This is a genomic window from Geodermatophilus sp. SYSU D00525, assembly GCF_054050475.1.
The window spans coordinates 80,409-97,854 of record NZ_JBJGZK010000013.1 but is presented as its reverse complement, the minus strand read 5'-3'; the positions used below and the strand labels follow the sequence as shown (position 1 = coordinate 97,854).

Genomic DNA, 17,446 nt, shown 5'->3' with positions numbered 1-17,446 from the left:
AGGCTCCGGCCCACCCGCCGGACGTCCCGGCCGGGCTGGCACTCGCACGGACCGAGTGCCAATCCAGCATACGACCAGGGAGCGGTTCCGTCGCGGACGTGACGGGGTCCACCACCCCGGTGGGTGCCCGGCACGGCAGGCGGCAGGCCGATAGGCTCGGACGCGTCGGTGCCGGTACGGGGCAGCTTTCGGACGGAGGTCGGGTCCCTGATCTTCAAAGCGGTGCGGAGCGGGCGTCCCTATCCCGAGCACGGGTTGTCCACCAGGGACTGGGCGATGATCCCGCCCCGGCAGATCCGGCTCGACACCCTCGTCACCACCAAGCGCGAACTGGCGCTGGACACCCTGCTCGCCGACGACTCGACCTTCTACGGCGACCTCTTCCCGCACGCCGTCCACTGGCACGGCGACCTCTACCTCGAGGACGGCCTGCACCGCGCGCTGCGGGCGGCCCTGCAGCAGCGCTCGGTCATCCACGTCCGCGTGCTCGACCTCGACGCGCTGATGCCCGCGAACCTGGCCTGATGGAGCCGGTCCGGCTCGACGGCGGGGTGCTGCTGCGGGAGGCGACCGTCGCGGACCTGCCCCCGGTGGTGGCGCTGCTGGCCGACGACCCGCTGGGCGCGACCCGGGAGTCGGCCGACCCCGCGCCGTACGAGCGGGCGTTCGCCGCCGTCGACGCCGACCCCGCGCACCTGCTGGTCGTGGCCGAGGACGCCGGCGCCGTCGTCGGCACCCTGCAGCTGTCGTTCCTGCCCGGGCTGTCCCGCGGCGGCGCGCTGCGCGCGCAGGTCGAGGGCGTGCGGGTGGCCGCCCCCGCCCGCGGGCGGGGGCTCGGCGAGGCGCTGCTGCGGTGGTGCGCCGAGGAGTCCCGCCGGCGCGGCGCCGCGCTGCTGCAGCTCACCACCGACACCCGCCGCACCGACGCGCACCGCTTCTACGAGCGGCTGGGCTTCGTGGCCTCGCACGTCGGGATGAAACTGGAGCTCTAGTCGGTCCGGCTCGCTTGTCTCAGGCGGCCCTCTCGCAGGGGCCGCCCCGAGCGGAGCGAGGGGTGGGGGGCGAGGGGGTCCTTTCACAGCCAGCCCCTGTCGGCGGCGACGCGGGCGGCCTCCACCCGCGTGCGGGCACCGGTCTTGCCGATCGCCGAGGACAGGTAGTTGCGCACCGTGCCCTCGGACAGGAACAGCCGCCGGGCGACGTCGGCGACGGTGGCGCCGTCGGCGGCCTCGCGCAGCACGTCGGCCTCGCGCGCGGACAGCGGCGTCGCGCCGATCGCCAGCGCGGCGGCGGCCAGCTCCCGGTCGATCACCCGCTCCCCCGCGACGACGGCGCGGATGGACCGGGCGAGCTCCGCGACCGGCGCGTCCTTCACCAGGAAGCCCGCGGCACCCACCTCCATGGCGCGGCGCAGGAACCCCGGCCGGCCGAAGGTGGTGAGGACGACGGCGCGCACGCCCGGCAGCTCGGCGGCCAGCTCGCGGGCGGCCTCCAGGCCGTCCCGCCCGGGCATCTCGATGTCGAGCAGCGCGACGTCCGGGCGGTGCTCCCGGGCGGCGGCCAGCACCTCGTCGCCCCGGCCCACCTCGGCGACGACGGTGATGTCGGGCTCCAGCTCCAGCAGCGCCCGCAGCGCGCCGCGGACCATCGACTGGTCCTCGGCCACCAGCACCCGGATCACCGGGCCACCGCCGCGGCGGGGACCGGCACCAGCGGCAGGACCGCGCACAGCTCGTAGCCGCCGTCGTGCCCGGCGCCGCCGGTGAGCCGGCCGCCGAGCGCGCCCACCCGCTCGGACAGGCCGGTGAGCCCGGAGCCGGGCGCGGTGTCGTCGGCGGGGCCGCGGCCGTCGTCGCTGACGGTGAGCACCGCGTCGGCGCCGTCGTCGGCGAGGGTGACGGTGACCGTCCGGGCGCCGCTGTGCCGCAGCACGTTCGTCGTCGCCTCGCGGACCACCCAGCCCAGGGCGGCGTCGACCGGGCCGGGCAGCGCGGGCACCCGGGCCGGCAGGCGGGCGGCGATCCCGGCGCCGGACAGCGCCGCGCGCGCCTCGGCCAGCGCCTGCGCGCAACTGACCTGACGGTAGCCGCTGACGGCGTCGCGGACCTCGGCCAGCGCCCGGCGTGCGGCGGCCTCGACGTCGGCCATCTCGGTGCGCGCCCGCGCCGGGTCGGCCTCCGCCAGCCGCCCGGCGAGCTCGCTCTTGAGCGCGATGAGCGACAGGCTGTGGCCGAGCAGGTCGTGCAGGTCGCGGGCGAAGCGCAGCCGCTCCTCGGCGACGGCGTTGCGGGCCAGCTCCTCGCGGGCCGCGGCGAGCTCGGTGTTGACCTCGACCAGGTGGCGGGTGCCGCGCATCGCGAACGCCGTGAGCACGCACATCACCGGGAGGATGAAGAGGTTCGCGAACTGGCCGTCGGCCGCGACGACCCCGGCGCACACCGCGGCGGCGGCGAGCACCGCCGGCCACACCCAGCGCCGCGGCAGCGCCGCCGCCGAGGCCGCCGACACGTAGATCAGCAGGCCCGCCCACGCCGGGCCCAGCCAGACGGCGAGGCCGGTCCCGAGCGCCGCGACCACCGCCAGCCGGCCGGACGACCCGGCCGGGTCGCAGCTGCCGAACGACCGGCGGAAGACGTCGAGGTAGACGGCGGTGAACCCCAGCAGCGCGGCGCCGGCGACCACCCGGACCGCCGTCGGCCGGTCGGTGGTCAGCAGGTCGGCGAGGGGGAAGACCTGGAACAGCAGCCAGGGCAGGGACCAGCCGATCTGCCGCCACCGGGAGTGGGCGTCCACGGCGCCCGACCGTAGACCTGCCGGTCCCGGTCCCGGACCTGCCGGACGTCGCCGTCCCGCCGTGACACCCGTCAGTCGGTGAGGTCCCGGACGACGGCGTCGGCGAGCAGGCGGCCGCAGTCGGTGAGCACCGCACGCCCCGCCTCGTGCGCGCCGGGCTCCAGCAGGCCGCGGACCACCGCCTCGGCGGCGCGCAGCCGGCCGGCGTCGGACAGCGCGGTCAGCGGCAGCCCGTCGCGCAGCCGCAGGCCGAGCATGACCGTCTCCAGCGCGCGGTCGGCGGGCTCGAGCACCTCGCGGTCGGCCGCCGGGCTCTCCCCCGCCGAGAGCCGCTGCGCGTAGGCCGCGGGGTGCTTGACGTTCCACCAGCGCACGCCGCCGACGTGGCTGTGCGCGCCCGGGCCGATCCCCCACCAGTTCGCGTTGGCCCAGTACAGCTCGTTGTGCCGGCAGCGGGCGGCGTCGCCCCGCGACCAGTTGCTCACCTCGTACCAGTCGAACCCGGCGCCGCGCAGCACGGTGTCGGCCTGCACGTAGCGGTCGGCGAGGACGTCGTCGTCGGGCATCGGCAGCTCGCCGCGGGCGATCCGGCGGGCCAGCCGGGTGCCGTCCTCGACGATCAGCGCGTAGGCGCTGACGTGGTCGACCGGCGCGTCGAGGACGGCGTCGAGGGAGGCGGCCCAGTCGGCGTCGGTCTCGCCCGGCGTGCCGTAGATCAGGTCCAGGTTGACGTGCTGGAAGCCGGCCGCGACCGCCTCCCGCGCGGCCTGCACGGCGCGCCCGGGGGTGTGCCGCCGGTCGAGGACCGCGAGCACGTGCTCGGCGGCGGACTGCATCCCGAGGCTCAGCCGGGTGAAGCCGGCCGCGCGCAGGGTGGCCAGCGACGCCGGCGTCACCGACTCGGGGTTGGCCTCGGTGGTCACCTCGACGTCGGGGGCGACGGGGAACAGCTCGCGGACGGCGGCCAGCACGGCGGCGAGGTCGTCGGCCGGCAGCAGCGTCGGGGTGCCGCCGCCGACGAAGACGGTGGAGACCGTCGGCAGGTCGGGGCCCAGGACCCGCGCGGCGCGGCGCAGCTCGGCGATCGCGGTGCCCGCGTACTCGGCACGGTTGGCGCCGGGCCCGAGCTCGTCGGAGGTGTAGGTGTTGAAGTCGCAGTAGCCGCAGCGGGTGGCGCAGAACGGCACGTGCACGTAGAGCCCGAACGGCGTCGTCGTCAGGTGCTCGCGGGCACCGGCCGGCAGGTCGTCGTCCGCGGGCGGACGCGCCGGCAGCAGCGGCAGGGTGGTGGTCATCTGCTCCCAGTGTGCCGCGGCCCCGCCACCCCGGTGCAGGATGCCCGGGTGGGCGAGGACCGGCTGCTGCAGGTGACCGTCGCGGGGGGCGTGGCCCGGCTGGTGCTGGACTCCCCCGCCAACCGCAACGCGCTCTCCCGGGCGCTGCGCGCACAGCTGCGCGAGGCCCTCGACGCCGCGCTCGCCGACGACGCGGTGCGCGTGGTCGTGCTCGACCACACCGGGCGGGTGTTCTGCTCGGGGATGGACCTGTCCGAGGCCGCCGGTGCCGGTGCCGGCGACCAGGGGGTGCGCGAGCTCCCCGACCTGCTGCGGACCGTCTGGACCGCGCCCAAGCCGGTGGTGGCCGCGGTGCGCGGGCCGGCGCGGGCGGGCGGGGTCGGTCTGGCCGCCGCCTGCGACGTCGTGGTGGCCGCGTCCTCGGCGACGTTCGGGATGTCGGAGGTGCGGCTCGGGCTGGTGCCCGCGGTGATCTCCGCGGTCGTGCTGCCGCGGATGCTGGCCCACGCGGCGCACCGGCTCATGCTCACCGGCGAGGTGTTCGACGCCACCACCGCCGCGGCCGGCGGGCTGGTGGACCTGGTCGCGCCCGACGACGAGGTGGACGCCGCCGTCGACGGGCAGGTGCTGGCGCTGGCCGCCGGGTCGCCGTGGGCGCTGGCGGAGACCAAGCGGCTGCTGCGGGCCGGCGGGCTGCGCGGCTCGTTCGACGACCTGCTGGACCTCTCCGCCCGGGCCTTCGCCGGGGAGGAGGGCCAGGAGGGCATCGCCGCGTTCCGGGAGAAGCGCCCGGCGCGCTGGGTGCCCTCGCTGTAGCCGGTCCGGCGCGGGATGCTGCGGGCGTGACCGCCCCCGAGGACCCGCGCGAGCGGTTCCGCACCCTGCCCGAGCCGGTCGACCCGCAGGACGCCGTCGAGGAGGTGGACACCGCGGCCCGCCCGCTGCGCGACGACGGTGACGAGCGCGACGCGCTGCTGCGCCAGGCCGGCGGCTGACCTCTCCCGCGCGCGGTCGTGCTCTGCCCCGCCGGTGGGGGCAGAGCACGAGCGCCGGCAGGACGTCAGGCGGTGTGCACCTCGTCGTAGCCGTAGTCGCCGCCGGGGTCGTGCCCGGTCCGGTCGGCCGGCTCGGCGCCCACCGGGGGCACCGGCGCGGGCCCCGCCCCGCCGGCGGCCTCGTGGGCCATGTCGTAGCCGTAGTCGCCGTCGGTCCGCTCAGCCGGCTGGGTCACGGCCCCTCCTCGACGCCGTCGGGTGCGTGCGCCGATGGTCCGCGCCCGGCCGGGACGCGGGCAAGGGCCGGCGCCGCGGTCAGCGGGCGATGCGCGCCTCGGCGGCGGCCCAGCCGGCGTCGGACCCCGACGGCCGGTACTCCACCAGCGCCTGCGTGGTGCGCAGCAGCCGGCGCATCTCCCCCAGGCCGCCCTCCAGCGCGCCGAGCCCGCGGGCCTGCACCAGCGCGTTGCCGAGCGCCGCGGCCTCCACCGGGCCGGCGAGCACCGGCCGCTGGCAGGCGTCGGCGGTGAGCTGGCACAGCAGCGCGTTGCGCGCTCCCCCGCCGACCAGGTGGACGACGTCGACGTCCCGCCCGGACAGCCCGACCGCCGCCCGCACCGTCCGCCGGTAGGCCAGCGCGAGGCTGTCGACGATGCAACGCACCGTCTCGGCCTGGCTCTGCGGCGGCGTCTGCCCGGTCTCGGCGCACGCCTGCGCGATGCGCGCCGGCACGTCCCCGGGCGGCAGGAACCGCGGGTCGTCGACGTCGACCACCGCCGTGAACGCCGGCACCGGCGCGGCCGCCGCCAGCAGCTCGGGCAGGTCCGCAGGCAGCCCGGCCGCGGCCCAGGTCCGCAGCGACTCCTGCAGCAGCCACAGCCCCATCACGTTGTGCAGGTAGCGCACGGTGCCGTCGACGCCGAGCTCGTTGGTGAAGCTCGCCGTCCGGCCGGCCTCGGTGAGCACCGGCTTCTCCAGCTCCACCCCGACCAGCGACCACGTGCCGCAGGAGACGTAGGCGAACCGGTCACCGCGCGCCGGGACCCCGGCCACCGCCGACGCGGTGTCGTGCGACCCGACGGCGAGCACCGGCACCTCGCCCAGGCCGGTCTCGGCGCGGACGTCCGCGGTGAGCCGGCCGATCTCCTCACCGGGCTGCACGAGGTCCGCGAGCAGGTCCCGCGGCAGCTCCAGCCGGTCGAGCAGGCCGGTCGCCCACTGCCGCGTCGTCGCGTCGAGCAGCCCGGTCGTGGAGGCGTTGGTGACCTCCGCGACCCGCGCGCCGGTGAGCCAGTACGCGAGCAGGTCCGGGACGAGCAGCGCCTGCCGGGCGGCGGCGAACCGCGCCGTCCCCCGCATCGCGGCGAGCTGGAACACGGTGTTGAACGGCAGGTGCTGCAGCCCGTTGACCCGGTACAGCTCGTCGGGCGGGACGACGGCGTGCACCGCCGGCACGGCGGTCTCGTGCCGGGCGTCGCGGTAGTGCACCGGGTTGCCCAGCAGCGCGCCGTCGGCGTCGAGCAGGCCGACGTCGACCGCCCAGCTGTCGATGCCGATGCCGTCGAGCCCGTCGGCCTCCCGGCCGGCCGCGCGCAGCCCGTCGAGCACGCCGGCGTAGAGGCCGAGGACGTCCCAGTGCAGCGTCCCCGCCGTGCGCACCGGCCGGTTGGGGAACCGGTGCAGCTCGGTCAGGTCCAGCCGCCCCGGGCCGACCCTCGCGGCCATGACCCGGCCGCTGGAGGCGCCCAGGTCGACGGCCGCGAGGGACAGCTCCCTGGCGGCAGAGAGGGCCATTTCCGCCGCCCGCTCAGCGGAGGAAGGCCGCGGCGACCCCGGAGTCGACCGGGACGTGCAGGCCGGTGGTGCGGGTGAGCTCCCCGCCGGTGAGGGCGAAGACGGCGTCGGCGACGTGCTCGGGCAGCACCTCGCGCTTGAGCAGCGTCCGCTGGGCGTAGAACTGCCCGAGCTCCTCCTCCGGCACCCCGTAGACGGCGGCGCGCTGGGCGCCCCAGCCGCCGGCGAAGATGCCCGACCCGCGGACGACGCCGTCGGGGTTGATGCCGTTGACCCGGATCTGGTGCTCGCCGAGCTCGGCGGCCAGCAGCCGGACCTGGTGGGCCTGGTCGGCCTTGGTCGAGGAGTAGGCGATGTTGCTCGGCCCGGCGAACACGGAGTTCTTCGACGAGATGTAGACGACGTCGCCGCCCATCCCCTGGTCGATCATGATCCGGGCCGCCTCGCGGGAGACGAGGAAGCTGCCCTTGGCCATGACGTCGTGCTGCAGGTCCCAGTCGCGCTCGGTGGTCTCCAGCAGCGGCTTGGAGATCGACAGGCCGGCGTTGTTGACGACGAGGTCCACGCCGCCGAAGGCGAGCACCGCCTCGCGGAACGCGGCGGCCACGGCCTCGGCGTCGGACACGTCGGCGGCCACGCCGACGGCGACGTCGGGGCCGCCGATCCCGGCCGCGGCGTCGGTGGCCTTCTGCAGGTCCAGGTCGGCGACGACGACGCAGGCGCCCTCGGCCGCCAGCCGCACGGCGATCGCCTTGCCGATGCCGCTCGCCGCGCCGGTCACCAGCGCGACCCGCGTGGCCAGCGGCTTGGGCTTCGGCATCCGCTGGAGCTTGGCCTCCTCCAGCGCCCAGTACTCGATGCGGAACTTCTCGCTCTCGTCGATCGGCGCGTAGGTGGAGACGGCCTCCGCGCCGCGCATGACGTTGATGGCGTTGACGTAGAACTCGCCGGCCACCCGCGCGGTCTGCTTGTCGGCGCCGAAGCTGAACATGCCGACGCCGGGGACCAGCACGATCGCCGGGTCGGCGCCGCGCATCGCCGGCGAGTCGGGCGTCGCGTGCCGCTGGTAGTAGGCGGCGTACTCGGCGCGGTACTCCCCGTGCAGCTCCTCGAGCCGCGCGACGACGTCCTCCAGCGGCGCCGTGGCCGGGAGGTCGACGACCAGCGGCCGGACCTTGGTGCGCAGGAAGTGGTCCGGGCAGGAGGTGCCCAGCGCGGCGAGGGGCTGCAGCTTCTCCCGCGACAGGAACTCCAGCACGACGTCGGAGTCGGTGAAGTGGCCGACCTGCGGCTTGTCGGTGCTCGCCAGCCCGCGGATCACCGGCGCGAGCGCGGCCGCCTTGGCCCGGCGCTCGGCCTCGGGCAGCGCCTCGAAGCCGGGGACGACGGCGCCGAACGGCTCCGCCTCGCCCTTCTCGGCGAGGAAGCGCTCGGCGGTCCGGATGACGTCGAGCGAGTTCGCCTCGGCCTCCGCGGCGGTGGCACCCCACGCGGTGATGCCGTGCCCACCGAGGACGCAGCCGATGGCCTGCGGGTTCTTCTCCTTGATCGCGGCGATGTCCAGGCCCAGCTGGAAGCCGGGGCGGCGCCACGGCACCCAGACGACGCGGTCGCCGAAGCACTCGCGGGTCAGCGCCTCGCCGTCGGCCGCGGTGGCCAGGGCGATGCCGGAGTCGGGGTGCAGGTGGTCGACGTGCGCGGCGTCGACGAGGCCGTGCATGGCGGTGTCGATCGACGGGGCGGCGCCGCCGCGGCCGTGCAGGCAGAAGTCGAACGCGGCGACCATCTCGTCCTCGCGGTCGACCCCCGGGTAGACGTCGACCAGCGAGCGCAGCCGGTCCAGCCGCAGCACGGCCAGGCCGGCCTCCTTGAGCGTGCCGAGGTCGCCGCCGGAGCCCTTGACCCACAGCAGCTCGACCGGCTGACCGGTCACCGGGTCGGTCTCGGTGCCCTTGGCGGAGGTGTTGCCGCCGGCGTAGTTGGTGTTGCGCGGGTCGGCGCCCAGCCGGTTGCTGCGCTCGAGCAGCTCACGGACGACGGGGTTGGTCACGGGGGTGCTTCCTTCCGGTGATGGCAGAAATGGCCGTTTCTGCCGGAGAGGGGTGGGCTCTCCGCACCGAGAGCCCGCGGGACGGAGGTGCACTTCCGCGGACGGCCACGGGGACTAAGCGCCCCAGGAGGCCTGGGTGCCGCCGATGCGCTCGCGGGCGATGCGCTCCTGGTGGCCGGAGCGGGCGTAGGCGGCGTACGGGTCGGCGTCGAGGCCCTTCGACTCGCGCAGCTCGGCGAGCAGCGGGCGGACGTCGGTGGCGAAGGCGTCGTTCAGCGCGCCGTGCGCGGCGAGCACGTCACCGGACTGCTGCGCGGCGGCCAGCGCCTCGCGGTCGACCAGCAGCGCCTTGGCCGTGGCCTCCTGCACGTTCATCACCGAGCGGATCTGGCCGGGGATCTTCGGCTCGATGTTGTGGCACTGGTCGAGCATGAAGTTGACCCGCGACTCCGGGCGCAGCGCGTCGGCGGCCACGATCTCGTTCATGATCCGGAACAGCTGGAAGGGGTCGGCCGAGCCGACGATGAGGTCGTCGTCGCCGTAGTAGCGGGAGTTGAAGTCGAAGGCGCCGAGCCGGCCCACCCGCAGCAGCTGCATGACGATGAACTCGATGTTGGTGCCCGGCGCGTGGTGGCCGGTGTCGAGCACGACCGTCGCCTGGTCGCCGAGGGCCAGGCAGTGCAGCAGCGAGGTGCCCCAGTCGGGGATGTCCATCGCGTAGAAGTAGGGCTCGTAGAACTTGTACTCGAGCAGCAGCCGGTGGCCGGGGTCGAGCAGCGCGTAGACCTGCTGGAGCGAGTCGGCGAGCCGGTCCTGCCGGGCGCGCAGGTCGTCCTGGCCGGCGTAGTTGGTGCCGTCGGGCAGCCACAGCTTGAGGTCGGTCGAGCCGGTGGCGCGCATGACGTCGACGCACTGCGCGTGGTGGGCGATCGCCTTGTCCCGCACGGCCTTGTCCGGGTGGGTCAGCGACCCGAGCCGGTAGTCGTCGTCCTGGAACAGGTTGGAGTTGATCGCGCCGATCGAGACGCCGAGGTCGGCGGCGTGCGCGGCGAGCTTGGAGAAGTCGTCGACGAGGTCCCAGGGGATGTGCAGCGACACCCGCGGCGCGGCGCCGGTGTACCGGTGCACCCGGGCGGCGTCCTCGATCTTCTCGAACGGGTCGCGGGCGACACCCGGCTGGCCGAAGACCTTGAACCGGGTGCCGGAGTTGCCGAACGCCCAGGAGGGCAGCTCGATGGTCTGCTCGGCCAGCGCGGCGAGGGCACGGGCTCTGCGATCGGGGGTGCCGGGGTCGGTCACGAGGGGTCTCCGTTCGGGGCGGATGCAGGCGACCCCAGCGCCGCGAGCTGGGCGTCGAGGTCGAAGACGAGGTCGAGCGAGGCCTTGCCGCGGCCGTCGCCGGTGGCGAAGAAGGGAGCCATCTCGGCCTCCCACCGGGCGCTCACGTCGGTGGCGTCGACGGCGGCCTGGGCGGCGGCGAGATCGTCGGTCTCGACGATCCCGACGAGCAGGCCGTCCTCGCGCAGGTAGAGCTGGTAGGCGCCCCAGCCGGCGTCGCGCAGGGCGCGCAGCATCTCCGGCCAGACGGCAGCGTGCCGCTCGCGGTACTCGGCGAGCCGGTCCGGGCGGACCTGGAGGGTGAAGCAGGCGCGGGGCACGGGGGTCTCCTTGCGGGGGTCCCGGTCCCGCCGCCGGGGCCGGCGGCGGGACCGGGTGCGACGACTCAGAAGTCGAAGTCGTCGATGTTGTCGGCGTTGAACACGGTGGGCTCGCCGAGGACGACGACGCCGTCGGCGCCGACCTCGTACTCGCCGAGGTCACCGGCCTCGAAGGTCTCGCCCTCCTCGCCGGTGATCTGGCCGGCGGCCAGCGCGGCGCCGGCGTAGGCGGCCAGGTAGCCGAGGTCCTCGGGGTTCCACAGCGCGAAGGCGGTCACCGTGCCGTCCTGCACGAACTCGCGCATCTGGTTCGGGGTGCCCAGGCCGGTCAGCGCGACCCGGCCCTTGTACTCCGAGCCGGACAGGTAGCGCGCCGCGGCGGAGATGCCCACGGTGGTCGGCGAGATGATGCCCTTGAGGTCCGGGTAGGTCTGCAGCAGACCCTGGGTCTCCTGGAAGGACTTCTCGTCCTCGTCGTCGCCGTAGACCGTCGTCACGATCTCCATGTCCGGGTACTCCTGCGCGGCGTACTCGGTCATGAGCTCGATCCAGGCGTTCTGGTTCGTGGCGTTCGCCGTCGCGGACAGGATGGCGACCTGCCCGGCGCCGCCGATCTGCTCGGCCATGAGGTCGATCTGGGTCTGCGCGATGCCCTCGGCCGTGGCCTGGTTGATGAACAGGTCGCGGCACTCGGGGTTCGTGTCCGAGTCGAAGGTGACGACGCTGGCGCCGCCGCTGCGGGCCTGGTCCAGGGCGCTGCAGATGGCGTTGGGGTCGTTGGCCGAGGTGAGGATGACGTCGGCGCCCTGCTGGGTCAGCGTGTTGATGTAGCTGACCTGCGAGGAGGCGCTGGCCTCCGACGGGCCGACCTGGCTGAACTCGCCCTCGACCTCGCCGACGGCGCGCTCGGAGCCGGTGGCGGCGACGTCGAAGTAGGGGTTGTTCAGCTGCTTGGGCAGGAAGGCGATCGCGAGGTCCGCGGGGATCTCGGCGTCCGGGTTCGCGGAGGCGCCCGCGGCGTCGTCGCCGCCGCTGCTCCCCTCGTCCTCGCCGCGGGTGGTCCCGCCGCAGGCGGCGGTCGTGAGCACGACGGCGGCCACCGCCACGCCGGTCAGGCCACCGCGCAGGCGGCGGCTGGTCAGGAACAGCGACATCGGGGTCCCTCTCTTCGGGTGGGTGGGGTCGGGTGGTGCGGTGGTGCGGTTCTGGTGCAGGGGAAGTCAGGTGGCGGCCGGCCGTCGGCGCCGGCCCCTGACCCGGGCGGCGACCTGCGGCGCGACGACGGCGGTGATCAGCAGGACGCCGGTGACGATGTTCAGGACGTCCGAGGGCACGTTGACCAGCTGCAGCGCGTTGCGGACCGAGGCCAGCAGCAGGGCGCCGGCCATGACGCCGAGCAGGCCGCCGCTGCCGCCGAAGATCGACACGCCGCCGAGCAGGATCGCCGCGATGACCTGCAGCTCCAGGCCGGTGGCGTTGTCGGCGCGGGCGCTGCCGTAGCGGAGGGTCCAGTAGGCGCCGCCGAGGGCGCTGATCACGCCGGTGGCGACGAACAGCCACAGCTTGGTGCGGCCGACGTCGATGCCGCTGAACCGGGCGGCGTCCTCGCTGTTGCCCATCGCGTACAGCGAGCGGCCGATCGGGGTGGCGTGCAGGACGACCGCGGTGATCGCGACCAGCACCAGCAGCGGGACGACGACGGTGGGGATGCCGGTCGAGCCGATGGAGCTGATCGCCCACGCCGTCCAAGCGCGCGGGAAGTCGGCCACCGCCTGGTCGCCCAGGACGACGAACGCCAGGCCGCGGTAGAGCGCCAGCGTGCCGATGGTGACCGCCAGCGAGGGCAGCCCCAGCTTCGTCACGAGGAAGCCGTTGACCGCGCCGAGCACGCCGCCGAGCACGAGGACCAGCGGGATGATCCCCTTCAGCGGCAGCCCGGCGACCCACAGCTGGCCCATGACCGCGCTGCACAGGCCGACGGTGCTGGCCACCGACAGGTCGATCTCGCCGGTGATCACCACGAGCGTCAGCGGCAGCGCGATGAGCGCGATGACCACGACGTCGAGCAGCAGGAAGCCGGCGTTGCGGGTGCTGGCGAAGCCCTCGACCGTGACGGAGGCGATGACCAGGAACAGCACGAGGAACGTGGTGATGACGCTGCCGCCGGGCAGGGTGAACCCGCGGCGGGCCGGCGCGGCGGCCGGGGCGGCCGGGGCGGGAGCGGTCTCAACGGTCACGGCGGGCGTTCCTCCCCCGGAGGCGGGCGGCCAGGCGCAGCTGCAGCGCCCGGTCCAGAGCGATGGCGGCGAGGATCAGCGCGCCGACGGCGGCGTCCCGCCAGAACGGGTCCAGCCCCAACTGCGGGAGCGCGGTGCCGATCGTGGTGAGCAGCAGCGCGCCGAGCGCGGCGCCGTAGACCGAGCCGCTGCCGCCGAAGATGGCGACCCCGCCGACGACGCAGGCGGCGACGACGAACAGCTCCTGGCCGGTGCCGGCGGTGGTGTCCAGCGTCTGGAACCGCGCGGCGTAGAGGACGCCGGCGAGCCCGGCGAGGGCCCCGTTGACGACGAAGGCGGTGAGCACCCGCCGGCCGACCGGGATGCCCGAGAGCCGCGCGGCCTCGGGCGCCGAGCCGATGCCGTACAGCTCGCGGCCGCTGCGGAAGGTCCGCAGGTAGTAGCCGACGACCAGGACGACGGCCACGGCGACGAGGAACAGCACCGGGACGCCGAGCAGCCGGGCGCCGCCCAGGGACTTGAACCCGGCGGGCAGGTCGGCGGCGTTGATCTGCAGCCGGTCGGCGCTGGAGGCCCACAGCGAGTCCAGCCCGCGGAAGGCGTAGAGCGTGCCGAGGGTGACCACCAGGGAGGGCACCCCGGCGGTGGCCACGATGAGACCGTTGACCAGGCCGCACACCGCGCCGACCGCCATGCCGGCGAGCACCGCGACGACCACCGGCGTGCCCGGGGCGACCACCAGCAGCGTGCCGGTGGCGTAGGCCGACAGGCCCAGCACCGAGCCGACCGACAGGTCGACGTTGCGCGTGATGATCACCATCGTCTGGCCGGCGGCCAGGACGGTGAGGATCGCCGCCGACAGCAGCAGGTCGCGGACGTTCTGCCCCGACAGGAAGCGCGGGTTGGCGATCACCGTCACGAGGACGAGCAGCACCAGCGCGGCGAGGATGCCGAGCTCGCGCACCACGAACAGCCGGTGGACCAGCGCCGACCCGCGGCGGCCGGTGCGCTCGGGCGCGGCCAGCTCCTCCGGCAGCGCGGCGGGGGGCTTGGTCAGGGGCGCGCTCACCGGGCGGCCCCCGCGGTCGAGGAGCCCTGGCCGGTCGCGGCCAGCATCACGCTGTCCTCGTCGGCGCGGGCGCGGGGGATGTCGTCGACGAGGCGGCCCTCGGAGACGACGAGGACGCGGTCGGCCATGCCGAGCACCTCCGGCAGTTCGCTGGACACCATGACGACGGCCAGTCCCTCGGCGGCCAGCTCCGAGAGCAGCCGGTGCACCTCGGACTTGGTGCCGACGTCGATGCCGCGGGTGGGCTCGTCGACGATCAGCACGCGCGGCTCGGTCGACAGCCACTTGGCGAGGACGACCTTCTGCTGGTTGCCGCCGGACAGCGTGGACACCGGGTCGGACAGCTTCCCGGCCTTGACCTGCAGCCGCTTCGACCACTCGGCGGCCTGCGCCCGCTCGGCGCGGGAGCTGAGCAGCCCGGCCCGCGCCAGCTTCCAGCGGCGGGTGAGGGTGGCGTTCTTCTCCACCGACAGCTCCATGACCAGGCCCTGCTGGCGGCGGTCCTCGGGGACCAGCGCGATGCCGGCGGCCATCGCGGCGGCCGGGTCGCCCTTCCTGAGCGCCTTCCCGGACACCCGGACCGAGCCGGCGTCGTAGTGGTCGACGCCGAAGACCGCGCGCACGATCTCGCTGCGGCCGGCGCCGACCAGGCCGGCCAGCGCGACGATCTCGCCGGCCCGCACGTCGAAGGAGACGTCGGCGAACACGCCGCGGGTGGTCAGGCCGCGCACCTCGAGCACGACGTCGCCGGGGTCGACGTCGACCTTGGGGAACAGCGAGGAGACCTCGCGGCCGACCATCCGGCGGACCACCTGGTCGACGGTGAGGTCGCGGGTGGGGTCGGTGGAGACCCACTGCCCGTCGCGCATGACGGTGATCCGGTCGCAGAGGTCGAAAACCTCGTCGAACCGGTGGGAGATGAACAGCACCGCGGCGCCGGAGTCGCGCAGCGACCGGGCGACGGCGAACAGCCGCTCCACCTCGACGCCGGACAGCGCGGCGGTCGGCTCGTCCATCACCAGCACCCGCGCGTCGAACGACAGCGCCTTGGCGATCTCGACCATCTGCTGGTCGGCGATCGACAGCCCGCGCGCCGGGCGGTCAGGGTCGAGCGCGACGCCGAGGCGGTCGAACAGCGCCCGGCAGCGGCGGCCGAGCTCGCGGCGGTCGATGCGCCGGCCCGACAGCAGCGGCTGGCGGCCCATGAAGATGTTCTCCGCGACCGACAGGTCGGGGAACAGCGTGGGCTCCTGGTAGATGACCGCGATGCCGGCGGCCCGCGCGGCGGCGGGGTCGGCGAGGGTCACCGGCTGCCCGTCGAGCAGCACGCGGCCGGTGTCCGGGCCGTGCACGCCGGCGAGGACCTTGACCAGCGTCGACTTGCCGGCACCGTTCTCGCCGACGAGCGCGTGGGCCTCCCCCGCGCGCAGCTCGAGCTGCGCACCGCGCAGCGCGGCGACCGCGCCGAAGCTCTTGCCGACGTCCTCGAGGGCCAGGACCACGGTGCCGTCCCGTGCCCGACCGGTCGCCGGCGGCGCGGGTGGCGCCGAGGCGTGGTCCACGACGACCACCTCCGTTGTGAAACGATTCAGGCGTGCTGTGGCGCAGACCATAGGGAGGCGTTTCGAGACGTGTCAACACCGCGTGTCTGGCCCGTGACCGGTGTTTGACACGTTTCAGTCCACCGACGACCATCGCTGCCGGACGGTGTCCTCCGTCACCCCACTCCGACCCCGCGAGGAGACGCCGTGCCGGTGAGCATCCGCGACGTCGCCGAGCACGCCGGCGTCTCGGTCGGGACGGTGAGCAACGTCCTCAACCGCCCCGACGTGGTGAGCGGCCCGACCCGCGAGCGGGTGCTCGGGGCGATCGCCGCGCTCGGCTTCGTGCGCAACGAGTCGGCCCGCCACCTGCGCGCCGGGCGCAGCCGGACCATCGGGCTGGTCGTCCTCGACATCGCCAACCCGTTCTTCACCGACGTCGCGCGCGGCGTGGACGACGTCGTCGACCCGGCCGGCCTCGCGGTGATCCTGTGCAACTCCGACGACCGCCCGGAGAAGGAGGCCGCCCACCTCGACGTGCTCGCCGAGCAGCGGGTGCAGGGCGTGCTCATCACCCCGACCGCGAAGCCGTCGCCGCACCTGGACTCGCTGCGCCGCCGCGGGGTGCCGGTGGTGCTGGTCGACCGGCGCGCGAGCGGCCCCGACCAGTGCGCGGTCGCCGTCGACGACGTCCTCGGGGGCCGGCTGGCCGCCGAGCACCTGCTCGAGCGCGGGCACCGGCGGATCGCGTTCATCGGCGGCGCGTCCGGCCTGCCGCAGGTGCAGGAGCGGCACGCCGGCGTCGTGGCCGCCGTCCGGGAGGCCACCGGCGACGAGGACGCGCTGCTGGTCCTCTCCCCCGAGCACCTCACCGTCGCGGGCGGCCGGGAGGCCGCCGCGCGCATCGTCGGCCTGCCCGCGGCCCGCCGCCCTACCGCCGCGGTGTGCGCCAACGACCTGCTGGCCCTCGGCGTGCTGCAGGAGATGGTCCGCCAGGGGGTGCGGGTGCCCGACGACTTCGCGATCGTCGGCTACGACGACATCGACTTCGCCGCGGCCGCCGCGGTGCCGCTGACCTCGGTGCGCAAGCCGCGGGCGGCGCTGGGGTCGCGGGCCGCCGAGCTGCTGCTGGACGAGGCGCGTGGCGACGGGCACGTGCACGTGCAGGAGGTCTTCGAGCCGACGCTCGTCGTCCGCGAGTCGAGCATGGTCTTCCGCGACAGAGAGGGGACGCCGTGAGGGTCGCGCTGTTCGCCACCTGCCTGGTGGACACGGTGGTGCCGCAGGTCGCGATGGCCACCGCGCGGCTGCTGGAGCGGCTGGGCCACGAGGTGGTCGTGCCGCCGACGCAGGCCTGCTGCGGGCAGGTGCACGTCAACACCGGCTACCGGCGCGAGGCGGTGCCGATCGTGGCCAACCACGTGCGGGCGTTCGCCGGCGCGGAGGCGGTCGTGGCGCCGTCGGGGTCGTGCGTGGCCTCGATCCACCACCAGCAGGCGGCGGTCGCCCGCCGCGCCGGCGAGGAGCGGCTGGCCGCCGAGGCCGAGGCGCTGGCCGCGCGCACCCACGAGCTGTCGCAGTTCCTCGTCGACGTGCTCGGCGTGACCGACGTCGGCGCCTACTACCCGCACCGGGTCACCTACCACCCGACCTGCCACTCGCTGCGCCTGCTGCGGGTGGGCGACCGGCCGCTGCAGCTGCTGCGCGCCGTCCGCGGGCTGGACCTGGTGGAGCTGCCCGGCGCGGAGTCCTGCTGCGGGTTCGGCGGCACGTTCGCGGTGAAGAACGCCGACACCTCGACGGCGATGCTCACCGACAAGATGGCGAACGTGCTGTCCACGCACGCCGAGGTGTGCACCGCCGGCGACGCGTCCTGCCTGATGCACATCGGCGGCGGGCTGTCCCGGCTGCGCTCGGGCACCCGGACGGTGCACCTGGCCGAGATCCTCGCCTCGACGGAGGACGACGTGAGCCCGACCCAGTCCACCCGCCCCGCGGTCCGGGCCTGAGGGCG

General features: G+C 75.1%; 18 protein-coding genes. 6 read left to right on the top strand and 12 right to left on the bottom strand.

Annotation, left to right across the window (positions count from 1 at the left end; genetic code table 11):
• Window positions 1-123 precede the first annotated feature (123 nt).
• A complete protein-coding gene (locus ACI796_RS13370) occupies window positions 124-525 on the top strand; it encodes a type II toxin-antitoxin system VapB family antitoxin (protein ID WP_456941719.1) in 402 nt (133 codons plus the stop codon).
• Window positions 525-992, top strand: coding sequence for an N-acetyltransferase family protein (locus ACI796_RS13365; RefSeq protein ID WP_456941718.1), 468 nt, complete (start codon window positions 525-527; stop codon window positions 990-992). The genes ACI796_RS13370 and ACI796_RS13365 overlap by 1 nt, the downstream gene beginning before the upstream one ends.
• Before the next feature lie 83 nt (window positions 993-1,075).
• Here the strand turns inward: ACI796_RS13365 and ACI796_RS13360 are convergent, their stop codons facing one another.
• The 3 genes from ACI796_RS13360 to hemW all read right to left on the bottom strand — a co-directional run bounded on the left by ACI796_RS13360 (window position 1,076) and on the right by hemW (window position 4,088).
• A complete protein-coding gene (locus ACI796_RS13360) occupies window positions 1,076-1,681 on the bottom strand; it encodes a response regulator (protein WP_456941717.1) in 606 nt (201 codons plus the stop codon).
• Window positions 1,678-2,793, bottom strand: a complete 1,116-nt coding sequence (locus tag ACI796_RS13355; RefSeq protein WP_456941716.1) for a sensor histidine kinase — start codon at window positions 2,791-2,793, stop codon at window positions 1,678-1,680. Before ACI796_RS13355 ends, ACI796_RS13360 begins: the two co-directional genes overlap by 4 nt.
• Before the next feature lie 71 nt (window positions 2,794-2,864).
• Window positions 2,865-4,088, bottom strand: coding sequence for a radical SAM family heme chaperone HemW (gene hemW, locus ACI796_RS13350; protein WP_456941715.1), 1,224 nt, complete (start codon window positions 4,086-4,088; stop codon window positions 2,865-2,867).
• Window positions 4,089-4,136: 48 nt separating this feature from the next.
• Here hemW and ACI796_RS13345 point away from each other — a divergent pair, with 48 nt between their 5' ends.
• Complete coding sequence (locus ACI796_RS13345; protein ID WP_456941714.1) at window positions 4,137-4,904, top strand: enoyl-CoA hydratase-related protein; 768 nt, start codon at window positions 4,137-4,139, stop codon at window positions 4,902-4,904.
• Between the two features lie 26 nt (window positions 4,905-4,930).
• Window positions 4,931-5,083, top strand: coding sequence for a hypothetical protein (locus ACI796_RS13340; protein WP_456941713.1), 153 nt, complete (start codon window positions 4,931-4,933; stop codon window positions 5,081-5,083).
• Window positions 5,084-5,148: 65 nt separating this feature from the next.
• Here ACI796_RS13340 and ACI796_RS13335 read toward each other — a convergent pair whose 3' ends face one another.
• The 9 genes from ACI796_RS13335 to ACI796_RS13295 all read right to left on the bottom strand — a co-directional run bounded on the left by ACI796_RS13335 (window position 5,149) and on the right by ACI796_RS13295 (window position 15,453).
• Complete coding sequence (locus ACI796_RS13335; protein WP_456941712.1) at window positions 5,149-5,319, bottom strand: hypothetical protein; 171 nt, start codon at window positions 5,317-5,319, stop codon at window positions 5,149-5,151.
• A 79-nt stretch (window positions 5,320-5,398) separates the two neighbouring features.
• Entirely contained in the window at window positions 5,399-6,877 is a 1,479-nt protein-coding gene (locus ACI796_RS13330) for a rhamnulokinase (protein ID WP_456941711.1), read from the bottom strand.
• Window positions 6,878-6,890: 13 nt separating this feature from the next.
• Window positions 6,891-8,927, bottom strand: a complete 2,037-nt coding sequence (locus ACI796_RS13325) for a bifunctional aldolase/short-chain dehydrogenase (protein ID WP_456941710.1) — start codon at window positions 8,925-8,927, stop codon at window positions 6,891-6,893.
• A gap of 114 nt (window positions 8,928-9,041) precedes the next feature.
• Complete coding sequence (gene rhaI / locus ACI796_RS13320) at window positions 9,042-10,226, bottom strand: L-rhamnose isomerase (protein ID WP_456941709.1); 1,185 nt, start codon at window positions 10,224-10,226, stop codon at window positions 9,042-9,044.
• Window positions 10,223-10,585: an L-rhamnose mutarotase gene (locus tag ACI796_RS13315; RefSeq protein ID WP_456941708.1), complete on the bottom strand. Its 363-nt coding sequence runs from the start codon at window positions 10,583-10,585 to the stop codon at window positions 10,223-10,225. The genes rhaI and ACI796_RS13315 overlap by 4 nt, the downstream gene beginning before the upstream one ends.
• A 65-nt stretch (window positions 10,586-10,650) precedes the next feature.
• Window positions 10,651-11,739, bottom strand: a complete 1,089-nt coding sequence (rhaS, locus tag ACI796_RS13310) for a rhamnose ABC transporter substrate-binding protein (protein ID WP_456941707.1) — start codon at window positions 11,737-11,739, stop codon at window positions 10,651-10,653.
• A 66-nt stretch (window positions 11,740-11,805) separates the two neighbouring features.
• Complete coding sequence (locus tag ACI796_RS13305) at window positions 11,806-12,822, bottom strand: ABC transporter permease (protein WP_456941706.1); 1,017 nt, start codon at window positions 12,820-12,822, stop codon at window positions 11,806-11,808.
• Window positions 12,812-13,891, bottom strand: coding sequence for an ABC transporter permease (locus tag ACI796_RS13300; protein WP_456941705.1), 1,080 nt, complete (start codon window positions 13,889-13,891; stop codon window positions 12,812-12,814). Before ACI796_RS13300 ends, ACI796_RS13305 begins: the two co-directional genes overlap by 11 nt.
• Window positions 13,888-15,453 carry a sugar ABC transporter ATP-binding protein gene (locus ACI796_RS13295; protein WP_456941704.1) on the bottom strand — a complete coding sequence of 522 codons (1,566 nt, stop codon included), beginning with the start codon at window positions 15,451-15,453 and terminating at the stop codon, window positions 13,888-13,890. The genes ACI796_RS13300 and ACI796_RS13295 overlap by 4 nt, the downstream gene beginning before the upstream one ends.
• Before the next feature lie 186 nt (window positions 15,454-15,639).
• Between ACI796_RS13295 and ACI796_RS13290 the strand changes: the two genes are divergently transcribed.
• Window positions 15,640-16,671: a LacI family DNA-binding transcriptional regulator gene (locus ACI796_RS13290; protein ID WP_456941703.1), complete on the top strand. Its 1,032-nt coding sequence runs from the start codon at window positions 15,640-15,642 to the stop codon at window positions 16,669-16,671.
• Window positions 16,668-17,441 carry a (Fe-S)-binding protein gene (locus ACI796_RS13285; RefSeq protein ID WP_456941702.1) on the top strand — a complete coding sequence of 258 codons (774 nt, stop codon included), beginning with the start codon at window positions 16,668-16,670 and terminating at the stop codon, window positions 17,439-17,441. The genes ACI796_RS13290 and ACI796_RS13285 overlap by 4 nt, the downstream gene beginning before the upstream one ends.
• Window positions 17,442-17,446: the final 5 nt, after the last annotated feature.

Bases quoted from the DNA above. Each gene is read 5' to 3' on its own strand.
- ACI796_RS13330 (WP_456941711.1), bottom strand. From the start codon at position 6,877: ATGGCCCTCTCTGCCGCCAGGGAGCTGTCCCTCGCGGCCGTCGACCTG.
- ACI796_RS13365 (WP_456941718.1), top strand. From the start codon at position 525: ATGGAGCCGGTCCGGCTCGACGGCGGGGTGCTGCTGCGGGAGGCGACC.
- rhaS (WP_456941707.1), bottom strand. From the start codon at position 11,739: ATGTCGCTGTTCCTGACCAGCCGCCGCCTGCGCGGTGGCCTGACCGGC.
- hemW (WP_456941715.1), bottom strand. From the start codon at position 4,088: ATGACCACCACCCTGCCGCTGCTGCCGGCGCGTCCGCCCGCGGACGAC.